We start from the raw sequence: 13,425 nt of genomic DNA, 5'->3' as shown, positions 1-13,425 counted from the left end.
TAATTCGCCCCAAACGGGGGCGCGATGCACCGAAAACGCTGCCAGACACCGGCGAAAAACACCGTATCCGGCGGGCAAGTGCGGACTGCGGCGGATGGCGGTCAGCGGTCTGCCGCACGCGCTCTGTTAAAATAGCATCATTTCCCCCATGTCCGGCCTGGCCGGGCATCAGCTTGAAGCGCCCCCAACCACCTATGTTTAGTTTCTTCAAGAAAAAACCTGTCGCCCCCGAAGTGCCGCAGGTCGCCACCCCGGCACCAGTGCCGGCGCCCCCATCCACGCCCGCCATCCCTGCCATCCCTGCCATTCCTGATCTTCCGGCCCTGCTGCCGATCGAGGAACCGGCGCAAAAGCAATCGTGGATGACGCGCCTGAAGGCTGGCCTGTCCAAGACCTCGAACAACCTCTCACTGCTGTTCGTGGGCGCCAAGATCGACGACGACCTGTACGACGAGCTGGAAGCGGCGCTCTTGATGGCCGATGCCGGCGTCGATGCGACCGATTACCTGCTTACCGCACTCAAGCGCAAGGTCAAGGAAGACAAGCTGCTCGACGCCGCCGCCGTCAAGGCCGCGCTCAAGCAACTGCTGACCGAGCTGCTGCTGCCGCTGCAAAAGCCGTTCGAGCTGGGCCGCCACCAGCCGATGGTGATGATGATCTCGGGCGTGAACGGCGCCGGCAAGACCACCACCATCGGCAAGCTGGCCAAGCACATGCAGTCGAACGGCCAGTCGGTCTTGCTGGCCGCCGGCGACACCTTCCGCGCCGCCGCCCGCGAACAATTGATGGTCTGGGGCCAGCGCAATAACATCACCGTGATTTCGCAGGCCTCGGGCGACCCGGCGGCCGTGTCGTTCGACGCGGTACAGTCGGGCAAGGCGCGCGGCCTCGACGTGGTGATGATCGATACCGCCGGCCGCCTGCCCACCCAGCTGCACCTGATGGAAGAGCTGAAAAAGGTCCAGCGCGTGATCGGCAAGGGCATGGACGGCGCACCGCACGAAACCTTGTTGGTCATCGACGGCAATACCGGGCAAAATGCGCTGGCGCAAGTGAAAGCGTTCGACGACGCCCTCAAGCTGACCGGCCTCGTGATTACCAAGCTGGACGGCACAGCCAAGGGCGGCGTGCTGGCCGCCATCGCCCGCGTGCGTCCGGTGCCCGTGTATTTCATCGGCATCGGTGAAAAAATCGAAGACTTGCAGCCGTTTGTCGCGGCCGAGTTTGTTGAAGCCCTGCTCGGATAATTACAGAGATAAGCACACCATAGAATGATCGAATTCCGCAACGTCTCCAAGCAGTACTCCCCCGATGCGGTGGCGCTGCGCGACATCTCGTTCAACGTCGACAAGGGCGAACTGGTGTTCCTGGCCGGGCCGTCCGGCGCCGGCAAGTCCACCTTGCTGAAAATGATCGCCGCCGTCGAGCGCCCCACGGCCGGCCAGGTGATCGTCAACGGCCAGGACATCTCGCGCATCCGCGCGTCGGCCGTGCCGTTCCTGCGCCGCAAGCTGGGCCTGATCTTCCAGCAGCAGCGCCTGCTCATCGACCGCACCATCCTGGCCAACGTGATGCTGCCGCTGCTGGTGACCGGTTCCTCGCACCGCGAAGCCGAGCAACGCGCCCGCGCCGCGCTCGACAAGGTAGGCCTGCTCGAGCGCGCCAGCGCCCAGCCGCTGGCGCTGTCCGGCGGCGAGCAGCAACGCGTCTCGATCGCGCGCGCCATCGTCAACCGGCCGCAGGTGATCCTGGCCGACGAACCCACCGCCAACCTCGACCGCGCCAGCGCCAACAAGGTGCTCGACGCGCTCAAGGCGTTCCACTCGGTAGGCGTGACCTGCCTGATTTCCAGCCACGATGAGCAGATGCTGGACGCCGCCGCGCGCGTGATCCGGCTCGACCACGGCCAACTGGAGGTGGCGCCATGACTTACTGGTTCCGCCAGCACCATTACGCGCTGTCGGTGGCGCTGGTGCACCTGCGCCGCGCGCCCGGCAGTTTCCTGTTCAATATATTAGTGGTGGCAATTGCGCTGGCGCTGCCGTTCATGGGCGCCACCCTGCTCGACAACGTGCGCCCCATGTCCGAGCAACTGTCGGTCGATCCCGAGCTGAGCATCTTCCTCAAGCAGGACACGCCGCGCCAGCAGGCCGAGGAACTGGCCGTGCTGTTGCGCCAGGCGGTGCCCGACAAGCAAGCCAAGATCATCTTTACCGAGCGCGAAAAGGCGCTGGAAACCCTCAAGGAAAAAAGCGGCCTGGCCGATGTGTTGACCACGCTGGGCGAAAACCCGCTGCCGGACAGCTACGTGCTGAAACTCGACGCGTTCCGCCTGGCCGAGTCCGGCGGCGACGTCGATGCGCTGGCCGAGCAAATCCGCGAACTGCCCGGCGTCGATACGGTGCAGGTCGATTCGGCCTGGGTCAAGCGCCTGGCCGCGCTGCTGGGCATCCTGCGCCTGGCGCTGCTGCTGCTGGCGGCAACGCTGGGCACGGTGGTCGTGGCCGTGGTGTTCAATACCATCCGTTTGCAGGTGCTCACGCAACGCGAGGAAATCCAGGTCTCCAAGCTGATCGGCGCCACCGACAGCTTTATTCACCGCCCGTTCTATTACACCGGTGCGCTGCTGGGCCTGTGCTCGGGCGCGCTGGCGCTGGGCGCGGTGGCGCTGGCGCTGCGTCCGCTCAATGCGGCGATTGCCGAATTTGCCCGCCTGTATGCCTCCGAGTTTCAGCTGACGCCGTTGTCGCCATTGCTGATGGCTGCCCTGCTGGCCCTGTCGGCCGGCCTCGGCCTGATCGGCGCGATGCTCTCCGTGCAACGCCACCTGGCGCGCGTGCAGTAATTACCCGGTGCCGCAACCAATTGGTTGCGGCATGTGCGGCCTTTAACCGACTTCCCAAGCCCCTCCCGTCAGGATAGGCACGACGTTAAGTCCTGTCTAAGCTCCAACGCGCACACTTCATACATGGAAGCGATGAGTTTGAACAAGCTCATAGCAAAATCACTATCAAGACGATAGATTTGCAGCAATTGGCACTCTCGTACAGAGAGTGCTAATATGGGAACACTGCAGAGCTTATCAAGTCTTTGTAGCAACCAGCAATCATCGAGCGAAGGAAATGAAAATGACTATGATGTCCGCAACGACCTCGTTGGCCCCTGCCAACAACAGTGCTTTGGGACTCGGGTTCACTGGCAACCTGGGGAACCTGGACGCCTACATTTCGGCCGTCAACCGCCTGCCGATGTTGACGCACGACGATGAGGTATCGCTGGGTAAGCGTCTCAAGGAAAACAATGACCTGGCCGCCGCGCAGCAGCTGGTGCTGTCGCACCTGCGCCTGGTGGTATCGATCGCCCGTGGCTACCTCGGTTATGGCCTGCCACACGCTGACCTGATTCAGGAAGGCAATATCGGCCTGATGAAGGCGGTCAAGCGTTTCGACCCCGATCAGAACGTGCGCCTGGTCTCGTACGCCATGCACTGGATCAAGGCCGAGATGCACGAGTACATCCTGAAAAACTGGCGCCTGGTCAAGGTGGCAACCACCAAGGCCCAGCGCAAGCTGTTCTTCAACCTGCGCAGCCACAAGACCGGTCTCGATGCGATGAGCCCGGCGCAAGTGGACAGCCTGGCCAAGATGCTCGACGTCAAACGCGAAGAAGTGATCGAGATGGAAACCCGTCTCAGCGGCCGCGACATCGCGCTGGAGTCGCCTACTGACGACGAAGACGACAAGTTCGCACCGATCGCCTACCTGTCGTCCGAGCAGTCGGAACCGACCCGGGTGCTGGAAGCGGAGCAAGTCACGCGCCTGCAATCGGAAGGCCTGGAGCAGGCGCTGGGCAAGCTCGACGCCCGTTCGCGCCGCATCGTCGAAGCGCGCTGGCTGGCCAACGACGACGGTTCGGGCGCCACGCTGCACACGCTGGCGGAAGAGTTCGGCGTATCAGCCGAGCGCATTCGCCAGATCGAGTCGGCAGCGCTGAAGAAAATGAAGGGTTCGCTGGCGGCTTACGTTTAAGCCGCGCCGCGAACGGGGCCTGACCCAGCGGGTCCGGCCCCAGGCAACATAACCCGCGTAGGCTGACCGCCTACGGGGTGCAGTTCCTCTTATTCAGCCAGGCTCTTCGCCAACAATTCGCCCACCAGCTGATTCATATCAACGCCACGTGCAGTTGCTTGTGCATTTAATTGCGCAACCAGGTCGCTATTGAGTTTGACGGCGAACGGCACCAGGCCCAGGGCCTGGTCGCGGCGGCGTTGTTCGCGCTTGTCGATCACTTCCGGCGCCTTGCCGAAGCTGGACGCGTGGCCCGCCGACATTTTGCCCATGATTTTTTTGGCGTCGGCCTTGGCCAGTTCGGTCTTGCGCATGGTAATTCCCTGTGAGTGTTTGCTAAGTGCCGACATTCTACGCAGCTTGGGCGCAGCCGGTGGGCTTAGTTTGCGCCAAGCGTGGATTTACGTTGCCGATGCTTAATCGTGCGACACACTAATGATTGTTTTGTTAAGATTTTCAACCAAATTATTCAGAGAGGTCAAGATGAAGTCTGTTTTGCGCCAACTGATCGTCCTGCCCCTGCTGACGGTCGTGATGGCCGGGCTGTACGCCTGCGGTTCGGCGTCCGGCACCAGCCGCGCCGCTGCCACGCCGCAGCCATTTGCCACCACCTATGTGCTCGCGCAAAGCGCCAGCGCCCTGATCGCGCCAGCTGCCCGACCTGCTGCCAATGGCAAAGCCATCGCACCGGTGGTGCGCCTCGACCGCGTCAACGACAGCCGCTGCCGCGAGGGCGCCGTGTGCGTCTGGGCCGGGTATATCAGCTACAGTTTCAGCCTCACCCGTCCCGACGGCGCCACCAGCAGTTTCGTGCTGTCCGACAGCATGCCCAACGGCGCTACCAGCGTCACCCAGGATGGCCTGACCTTTACACTGGCCGGCGTGGAGCCGCAAGCGGTGCCGCCCAAGAACGATATCATTCCCGATTACCGGGTCAGTATCCAGGTGAGCAATGTAGCGAAGGTAGCGAAGGTGGCGGCAGCGCATTCGTCGTGAATCCGCTCTCAGCGATTCCGTATCTGCTGTAATGATCGTTTGAACGCTTTCAGTTCTTTAGCAGAGAACAACTGGCTGCGCCCAACCTGGCCCACGGTCTGAATACTCTGCTGGCTCACATAACGGCGAAAGGTGGACAGCGACACTTCCAGGTACTCAGCCGACTCGGCCGCAGTGAAGCGCGCATCTGTCAAGTGGCCAAAAACCTGCTCGTACGAATAGCTATCTGCATCAATACCCGGCTCGGCCAAAAGAAAAAAAACCTCGCCCTCTCCTGGGCAGGCAACTTCTTGAAACTTTTAAACAAGCTTTCTGCGTTAATTTGCGCCATCACGTCCCTCGCGATTTCAAATATTTTTTGTGAGTCGCATAGAAATTCTCGTGCGTACCCAATTGGTAAAAGTCTATCGATAATGATTCCCTCTGCGCGCCGGCCGACGAAATCTCGGCCGCAGAAGGAGGCCGGTAAGCGATCAGGTACTGCTGGCGTTGAAAAGTAAATTTGACCACGCGAATTCCCTGCAGATCGCCCACCTTGGCTTCGCCGACATGCGGGTTGGCCTTGAAGACACGTTTCATGGTGAGTATATATGTATTCAGATCTGAAAATATATAGCACCACTTCTCCAAGCCAGATGCATGTGCGCCTCCGGAGTATGCGATGTATCAATACGTGGGACGGACAGCGATTTCGGTTAAGCTAAGGATGATGCACCAACTTCCTTTTTGACAAACGCTCGCCCCTACTCCATGACACCATTTCCCCGTCCCGCCCGTCCTCTGCTGGTTTCCACCATCATCGTCACGCTGGCGCTGCCGCCGGCCTGGGCCAAGACGCCGGTGGCAACGGGCACCGGCGGTGCGGTCGCCACCATCAGCGCACCGGCCTCGAAAGCAGCCATCGCCATTCTCGACCAGGGTGGCAATGCGATCGATGCGGCAGTGGCGGCGGCCGCCACGCTGGGCGTGACCGATCCGTTCAGCTGCGGCATCGGCGGTGGCGGCTTCATGGTGATTTACCTGGCCAAGGACAAGCGCGTGATCACCATCGATCACCGCGAAACGGCGCCTGCCAGCTTCTCCCCTACCGTGTTCCTCGACCAGGGCAAGCCCATGGATTTCGAGACCGTGGTGGCCAGCGGCATGTCGGTGGGCGTACCCGGCACCGTGCGCGGCTGGGACGAGGCGCTCACCCGCTACGGCTCGATGTCGTTCAAGCAGGTGCTCGCGCCAGCGGTGAAAGTGGCCACCGATGGCTTTACCGTCAGCGACAATTTCAACCGGCTGCTCGGCATCAACCTCGTCAAGTTCGGCAAATTCCCCGCCACCGCTGCCATCTACCTGAAAAACGGCAAGCCGCCAGTGGCCGGCAGCGTGCTGCGCAACCCGGACCTGGCGCGCGCCTACCGCGAACTGGGCGCGGGCGGCGCCAAGGCTTTCTACACCGGCAAAATGGGCCGCGCGGTGCTCGATGCCGTCAATCGTCCCACGGTGGCCGCAGGCGCAAGTGTCCGGCCCGGTAACATGACGATGGCCGACCTGGCCAACTACGAAGCGCGCCTGCGCCTGCCCGTGCACAGCACCTATCGCGGCTACGACATCTACGGCATGCCGCTGCCCAGTTCGGGCGGCGTGGCGATTGCCGAGGCGCTCAACATCCTCGAAGGCTACGACCTCAAGGCCATGCCGCGCGACCAGGCCGAGCACCTGTACCTCGAAGCGAGCCGCTTGGCGTTTGCCGACCGCAATGCCTACCTGGCCGACCCCGAATTCGTCGACGCGCCGGTGACCGGCCTGCTCAGTAAAGACTACGCCGCGCGCCGCCGCGAAGCCATCGACCCCACCCGCGCCGCACTGCATGCACCGCCCGGCGATCCGTATCCGTTCCAGAACGACACCAGTGTGCCGCTGCGACCGGCCGGCTACAAACTGCTGTCCGAAGGCGCCCACACCACCCACCTGACGGTGTCCGACAAGGACGGCAATATCGTCTCGTACACGTACACCATCGAGTCGTGGGGCGGCAGCGGCATGGTCGTGCCGGGCTACGGCTTCCTGCTCAATAACGAGATGACCGACTTCGACTTCACCGGCCCCGCGCCGAATGTACCGGAGGCGGGCAAGCGCCCGCGCAGCAGCATGTCGCCCACGCTGGCCTTCAAGGACGGCAAGCCGGCGTTCTCGATCGGCAGTCCGGGCGGCGCCACTATCATCACCACCGTACTGCAAACGATCTTCAATTACATCGACCTGGGCCTGCCGATGCCGCAGGCGGTCGATGCGCCGCGCCTGTCCGAGCGCAACGGCATGGCCACCGATATCGAACCCGGTTACACCACGCTGCCGGCCGCGCAGGCGCTGGCCAAACGCGGCCAGCGCTGGAGCGCAGAGCCGGAAGAAATCGGCGCCGCCAACGCGCTGGTGTTCAACCCGGACGGCACGGTGACGGCAATGAGCGAAGGCTGGCGCCACGGCGTGGGCAGCGCCATGGTGCAAAAAGCTGCGCATTGATTGCCTTGCCATGATCGAATTCCATGGCCTGGCCAAGACTTACGGCGCTTTCGACGCCGTCAAACCGTTGAACCTGACCGTGCCGCGCGGTGAGCTGTTCGGCTTCCTCGGCCCCAATGGCGCCGGCAAGACCACCACCATTCGCATGATGATGGGTATCCTGGTGCCCAGCGCCGGGCGGGTGCTGATCGACGGCTACGATTGCCACGCGCAGCCGGCCGAGGTCAAGCGCCGCGTGGGCTACCTGCCCGATACGCCGGTGTTCTACGACTACCTGCGCGGACGCGAGATCCTGCGGTTTGTCGCCGAGATGCACGGCTATCCGCGCGCGGAAGCGGCGGCCCGCAGTGCGCGCCTGCTGGCCGAGTTCGGCCTGGAAGAAGCGGGCGAAGACTACGCGGTCAACTACTCGCTGGGCATGAAGAAGCGCCTGGGCCTGGCCTGCGCGCTGATCCACGATCCGGCGGTGCTGATCCTCGACGAGCCGATCAACGGCCTCGACCCGCGCGCGTCGCGCGATGTGCAGGAGCTGCTGCTGGCTGCCGCTGCGCGCGGTGTCACCATTTTTGTCTCCACCCATTTGCTCGACATGGCCGAAAAACTGTGCGACCGCGTGGGCATCATTCACCGCGGCCAGCTGGTGGCCACCGGCACGCTCGACGACATCCGCACCGAAGCTTCCACCAGCGGCTCGCTCGAAGACGTGTTCCTCAAGATTACCGACGACGCGGCTGCCGATGATGGACGCTGATCGCGGCTTGAAAGCGCCGCCGTCACCGGCGCGCGCGGTCTGGCTGATGACCAGGATGCGACTCACGCGCCAGTTCAACCAGGTCGGCAACGCCTTTTCCCGCAAAAAGAAAAAGGCCGGGGCTCCGGTCACCCGCGTTGCCCACGGCGGCAAGCGCAATGGCATGTGGATCGTCTCGGCCGTGGTGGCGGTGCTGATGCTGTTCGTGTGCCTGAACATGTCGCGCATGGCGGTGCTCAATATGCAGTGCCGGCTGGTCGATGACGGCGCCTGCGCGCAAAGCGTCACGCGCGATGGCTTCGACTTCGACATGGCAGCCAGCGAACTGCATGCAATGCCATTCGACCCGTCCCTGATGGGCGGCCTGTCGATGGTGCTGACCGCGCTGTTCGCCATCTCGGTGCTGCTGCCGCTGGCCGGCAAGGAGCTGGCCAAGCCGGACTGGGACCTCGAATGGCTGGTGACGCTGCCGGTTGAGCGCTCCACCCTGCTGTGGGGACGGCTGCTGGAACGCAGCGCCAGCAACCTGTCCGGTATCTTCGCGCTGTTTCCACCGTACCTGGTGATTGCCTGGTATTCCGGCTTGCAGTGGAGCGCCGTGCCGGTCGCGCTGCTGGCCACCGCGCTGCTGCTGCCGCTGGCGGCGCTGCTGCACACCCTGATCGACACCGGCGTGCGATTGTGGCTGGCGGCGGCGCAACTGCGCAACCTGCAGGCGCTGCTCTCGCTGCTCAACGCGCCCATGCTGTACCTGGTGTTCGCGCTATCGATGCCAGCCGCCAGCAGCTTCGTGATGGACCTGGCGCGCGGCTTCCCGGCCTGGGGCCTGTGGCTGCCCACGGGCGTGCTGCTGCAGGCGATCCAGGCCCAGGGCGCGCAACAATTCGGCGTACTGGCGGCGCTGCTGGCCGCGCAGATCGGGGTGCTGCTGTGGGCCGGCGTGGCGCTGCTGCGCTGGCAGCTACGTAACGGTGTGGTCGGCTCGGGCGTGCGCGAGAGCGGACGCAAAGCCGCCATCTCCGCACCGGCGCCGGTGGGCAAGCTGCACTTGCCACTGTCGCCGGTGATGCGGCGCGAACTGCGCCTGCTGGCGCGCGACCGCAACTTCCTGGTGCAAACCCTGGTGCTGCCGTTGATCGTGGTGGGCAGCCAGCTGGTCTTCAACGGCAAGCTGGACACCATCTCGCAATTCGGCGAGATGCCCACCGTGGCGGCGGCGATCGCCTTCGGCATCGGCGTCTATGTGCTGATGCTGTCGGCCTTCCAGACCCTCAACAACGAAGGCAACGCCCTGTGGCTGCTGTACACCGTGCCCGATTCGGTGGAAAACGTCTTGAAGCAAAAGGCGCGGCTGTGGGGTGCGTTGGCCATGGTCTATCCGCTGATTGTCGGCGCAATCACGCTTGCTACCGCACCGCAGCCGACGTGGCAGATGCTGGTGCTGCTGTTGATCGTAATGGCAGGCATTCCGATCTATTCGACCATCGCGGTGGCGCTGGGCGTGTTCGCGTGCGACCCTACCGCCATCGAGGTACACAAGCGCATCCGGCCTACCTACAGCTACCTGTTCCTGCTGCTGGCCAGCTTTTATACGTGGTCGATCTACACCAGCCTGTGGTCACAAAAAGTGGTGATCATGGTGCTCAGCGGCGCGCTGGCGCTGGCCCTGTGGCAGAAGGCGCGCGACGCCCTGCCCTATTCGCTCGATCCGGGCGCGTCGCCACCGGCGCGGGTATCGGCGTCCGACGGGCTGATTGCCGCCACCGGCTTTTTCATCGTGCAGGCCATCGTCGCGCTCATTCTCATGCGCGGCAAAGCCCAGGCCACCCTGCCCGCACTGACGATCGCCTTTGGCATCGCTGGCCTGCTGGTGTACGCGCTGATGCGTTTCATTTACTGGCGCGCGAAAACCACCGGGGTGCCGGCGATCTTGCGCGGCGCCAGCTGGTGGCCGTCGGTGAAGGTGGCGTTGCTGCCATCGGCCCTGGCGTGCGCGACGGCGCTGGCGTACCTGACCGCGCTCAGGGTGCTCGATGTACCGCTGCCGGCCGGCCAGGGGCCGGTTGACTCGGTGGCCCACTCGCAGCTGTGGATGGTGGCGCTGGCGGTGGTGGCCGCGCCGCTGTGCGAGGAGTTCATTTTCCGAGGACTGATCTACGGCGGCTTGCGCCGCTCGCTGCCGACGTGGTCGGCGATCATGGTGAGCGCGGCGATCTTCGCGGTGGTGCAGCCGCCGCTGTCGATGCTGCCGGTGTTCGTGCTCGGATGCTGCGCGGCCTGGACCTATGAACGCAGCAAGACGCTGCTCGCGCCCATGCTGGTCCATGCGGTGTACAACGCGGCAGTGCTGGCCGCGCAATGGCAGCTGGCAGCCGGGAACTAGTCCTTGAACCGCATCGGCGCCAGCGCAAAGGCGCCGCCGTGGTACGTCACGGAGCTGTTCGGGTCCGGGTACACGCCGCTGTCGGGGAACTTGCCGTCGAACTGTTTCGAGCTGTCCTTGGGGCGGTAGCCGATGTGCGAGGCCTTGCTGTTGTCCCACCAGGCGACGTCGTTGTTGGACGTGCCGAACAGGATGGTAAAGCCCACGCGGGTGGCGAACAGGGAGCTGCGCAGCGCTTCCACCAGGTCGTCGTAGCTGAGCCACGTGACCATCATGCGGCGGTCGGCCGGTTCCGGGAACGAGGAACCGATGCGCAGGCAGACCGTCTCGAGACCGGTGCGGTCGTAGTAGTAGCTGGCCAGCTGCTCGCCGAAGCATTTCGATACGCCATAGAAGCTGTCCGGGCGGGTGGGCGCGGTGGCGTCGATATAGTCGGTGTTGCGGTAAAAGCCCACCGTGTGATTCGAGCTGGCGAAGATGATGCGCTTGGTACCATGCTTGTGCGCCGCTTCGTACAGGTTGGCAGTGCCGATGATATTGGCCTGGACGATGTTTTCAAACGTGTTCTCGGTAGAGATACCGCCGAAGTGCAGCACCGCTTCCACGCCTTCGAGCAGCTTCATTACCGCGGCCTTGTCGGACAGGTCGCACTCGATGATTTCCTCGCCTGCGCGGGCCTCGCCCAGGTCGGCGATGTCGGACAGCACCACCACATCGGCCCAGGGTTTGATACGGTCACGCAGAATCTTACCCAGGCCGCCGGCGGCGCCGGTCAGCAGCAAACGTTTGAATGGCTTAGTCATGGTCTCTTATTTTTTAACTGTATTTAACTGTAAGTCTTTTTAAAGTACGCTCGCTGCCAACACGGCGCCGATTACGTCACCGGGGCCGGGTTGAACAGCACCAGCGCGTTTTGCAGCTTCCATTTTTCGGCCCAGGTTTCGCGGCCGCTGGCCACGTCGAGCACCAGCTGGAACATCTCCCAGCCCACGTCCGCAATGGTGGCGTCGCCGCTGGCGATGCGGCCGGCGTTGATGTCCATCAGGTCGTGCCAGCGCTTGGCCAGATCGTTGCGGGTGGCGACCTTGATCACCGGGACTTCGGCCAGGCCGTAAGGAGTGCCGCGACCGGTGGTGAAGATGTGCACATTCATCCCTGCAGCCAGTTGCAGTGTACCGCAAATGAAATCGCTGGCGGGCGTGGCGGCGTAGATCAAACCCTTCTGTTTGAGCTTTTCGCCAGGACTAATCACGCCGTTGATTGCACTGCTGCCCGACTTGACGATCGAGCCCATGGCTTTCTCGACGATGTTGGACAAACCACCCTTCTTGTTACCGGGTGTGGTGTTGGCGCTGCGATCGACGCCGCCGTGTTCGAGGTAGCGGTCATACCAGGCCATCTCTCGGATCATCGCTGCTGCCACTTCCGGCGTTTCGGCGCGCGAGGTCAGCTGGTCGATACCGTCGCGCACTTCGGTGGTTTCCGAGAACATCACGGTGGCGCCGGCGCGCACCAGCAAGTCGGTGGCAAAGCCCACGGCCGGGTTGGCGGTCACGCCCGAGAAGGCGTCGCTGCCGCCGCACTGCACGCCCACCACCAGCTCCGACGCCGGCACGGTTTCGCGCTGGCGCGCGTTGAGGCGCTTGAGGTTGGTGTCGGCCTGCTTCATGATCGAGTCGATCATCGACATGAAGCCGACGTGTTCACCATCTTGCAGGCAGACCAGCGCCGGATCGGCGCCGCCTTCGTTCTGGATCGGGATCGAACCCTTGGGGAACAGGCGCGTGGGTTGCAGCTTCTCGCAACCGAGACTCACCACCATGGCCTGGCCGCCGAAGTTGGGGTTCAGGGCGATGTTGCGCACGGTACGGATCGGGATCTCGGCGCCGGGCGCGTCGATCGCCACGCCGCAGCCGTACGTATGCTCGAGGCAGACCACGTCGTCGACGTTCGGATACTTGGGCAGCAGCTCTTTCTTGATACGGTCCACGGCAAACTCCACCACCCCCGAGACGCATTGCACGGTGGTGGTGATGCCGAGGATGTTGCGGGTACCGACGCTGCCGTCCGGGTTGCGGAAGCCCTGGAAGGTGTAGCCTTCGAGCGGCTCGGCCTTGGGCAGCGCCCGGGTGGAAATCGGCAGGCCTTCGAGGCCCAGCGCGCCCGGCATGATGACGTTGCCTTCGTTGAGCCAGCGGCCGGCCGGCAGGTCTTCACCGGCAAAGCCGATGGTGACGTTGTAGCGCACGACTTCATCACCCTTGGCCAGGTCGCGCAGCGCCACCTTGTGGCCTTGCGGGACGGCTTCGAGCAGGGTCAGGCCGTTTTCGAACACGGCGCCGGCCGGCAGGCCGCCGTCGTTGACGACAATGGCGACGTTGTCGTTGTCGTGCATGAGGATGTAGCGCGGAGTATTGACCGGGGTAGCGCCGGGAGCGGTGGCGGGCAAACGCTGGATATCGGTGATGCTGGACGGTGGCGTCATTCTGGCTTCCTTTCCGGGAGTCTCTGCCCGGCTAACGTTGTTTTTTCGGCTGTCAAATTGGTCAGGCCAATTTCGATATTGGTCCGCCCACTTTTTTCATATGGGGACAAACCGCGCCCTTGCAACCCGCATTCCACCGTGCTTTAATCCTGTTTTCAGGCCGCTGAAACGGTATTCGGGAGGCTATTTGACGCTCCGAGTATGCCACCTAAAAAAGTATTTGGCTAGTCCG

The 13,425-nt window shown here is 63.4% G+C and carries 13 protein-coding genes; 8 read left to right on the top strand and 5 right to left on the bottom strand.

Annotated features, from left to right (window positions below):
• The first annotated feature begins 194 nt into the window (after positions 1-194).
• From ftsY to rpoH, 4 genes are all read left to right on the top strand, one after another.
• On the top strand, positions 195-1,247 hold the full coding sequence (ftsY, locus tag J2X54_RS14820; protein WP_310181601.1) for a signal recognition particle-docking protein FtsY: 1,053 nt from the start codon (positions 195-197) through the stop codon (positions 1,245-1,247).
• Positions 1,248-1,271: 24 nt separating this feature from the next.
• A complete protein-coding gene (ftsE, locus tag J2X54_RS14815) occupies positions 1,272-1,928 on the top strand; it encodes a cell division ATP-binding protein FtsE (protein ID WP_070248215.1) in 657 nt (218 codons plus the stop codon).
• On the top strand, positions 1,925-2,845 hold the full coding sequence (ftsX, locus tag J2X54_RS14810; protein ID WP_310181600.1) for a permease-like cell division protein FtsX: 921 nt from the start codon (positions 1,925-1,927) through the stop codon (positions 2,843-2,845). The genes ftsE and ftsX overlap by 4 nt, the downstream gene beginning before the upstream one ends.
• Before the next feature lie 283 nt (positions 2,846-3,128).
• On the top strand, positions 3,129-4,028 hold the full coding sequence (rpoH, locus tag J2X54_RS14805; RefSeq protein ID WP_208600035.1) for an RNA polymerase sigma factor RpoH: 900 nt from the start codon (positions 3,129-3,131) through the stop codon (positions 4,026-4,028).
• Positions 4,029-4,117: 89 nt separating this feature from the next.
• Here the strand turns inward: rpoH and J2X54_RS14800 are convergent, their stop codons facing one another.
• Positions 4,118-4,381, bottom strand: coding sequence for a hypothetical protein (locus J2X54_RS14800; RefSeq protein WP_056137638.1), 264 nt, complete (start codon positions 4,379-4,381; stop codon positions 4,118-4,120).
• Between the two features lie 169 nt (positions 4,382-4,550).
• On the opposite strand from J2X54_RS14800, the gene J2X54_RS14795 reads away from it, so the two are divergent.
• Entirely contained in the window at positions 4,551-5,063 is a 513-nt protein-coding gene (locus tag J2X54_RS14795; RefSeq protein ID WP_310181597.1) for a hypothetical protein, read from the top strand.
• An 8-nt stretch (positions 5,064-5,071) separates the two neighbouring features.
• Here the strand turns inward: J2X54_RS14795 and J2X54_RS14790 are convergent, their stop codons facing one another.
• Both J2X54_RS14790 and J2X54_RS14785 read right to left on the bottom strand, forming a co-directional pair.
• Positions 5,072-5,314, bottom strand: coding sequence for a helix-turn-helix domain-containing protein (locus tag J2X54_RS14790; RefSeq protein ID WP_310181595.1), 243 nt, complete (start codon positions 5,312-5,314; stop codon positions 5,072-5,074).
• Positions 5,315-5,393: 79 nt separating this feature from the next.
• Complete coding sequence (locus J2X54_RS14785) at positions 5,394-5,642, bottom strand: type II toxin-antitoxin system RelE/ParE family toxin (protein ID WP_310181593.1); 249 nt, start codon at positions 5,640-5,642, stop codon at positions 5,394-5,396.
• A 171-nt stretch (positions 5,643-5,813) separates the two neighbouring features.
• Between J2X54_RS14785 and ggt the strand changes: the two genes are divergently transcribed.
• From ggt to J2X54_RS14770, 3 genes are read left to right on the top strand one after another with little or no spacing between them, the layout of a single operon-like run.
• Positions 5,814-7,574 (top strand): gamma-glutamyltransferase, encoded by a 1,761-nt coding sequence (gene ggt / locus J2X54_RS14780; RefSeq protein WP_310181591.1) that lies wholly within the window; start codon positions 5,814-5,816, stop codon positions 7,572-7,574.
• A gap of 10 nt (positions 7,575-7,584) precedes the next feature.
• Positions 7,585-8,325 (top strand): ABC transporter ATP-binding protein, encoded by a 741-nt coding sequence (locus J2X54_RS14775; RefSeq protein WP_070248226.1) that lies wholly within the window; start codon positions 7,585-7,587, stop codon positions 8,323-8,325.
• Entirely contained in the window at positions 8,312-10,708 is a 2,397-nt protein-coding gene (locus J2X54_RS14770) for a type II CAAX endopeptidase family protein (RefSeq protein ID WP_310181590.1), read from the top strand. Before J2X54_RS14775 ends, J2X54_RS14770 begins: the two co-directional genes overlap by 14 nt.
• Here J2X54_RS14770 and J2X54_RS14765 read toward each other — a convergent pair.
• Positions 10,705-11,511, bottom strand: coding sequence for an NAD(P)-dependent oxidoreductase (locus tag J2X54_RS14765; RefSeq protein ID WP_070248230.1), 807 nt, complete (start codon positions 11,509-11,511; stop codon positions 10,705-10,707). The genes J2X54_RS14770 and J2X54_RS14765 overlap by 4 nt on opposite strands.
• Positions 11,512-11,582: 71 nt before the next feature.
• On the bottom strand, positions 11,583-13,103 hold the full coding sequence (garD, locus tag J2X54_RS14760; protein ID WP_310182075.1) for a galactarate dehydratase: 1,521 nt from the start codon (positions 13,101-13,103) through the stop codon (positions 11,583-11,585).
• Between the last annotated feature and the right edge of the window lie 322 nt (positions 13,104-13,425).

The sequence above is a fragment of the Duganella sp. 3397 genome, assembly GCF_031456625.1.
Lineage (GTDB): Bacteria > Pseudomonadota > Gammaproteobacteria > Burkholderiales > Burkholderiaceae_D > Rugamonas > Rugamonas phyllosphaerae.
The sequence above is the reverse complement of the archived record's forward strand: the minus strand, read 5'-3'. Positions and strand labels throughout refer to the sequence as shown.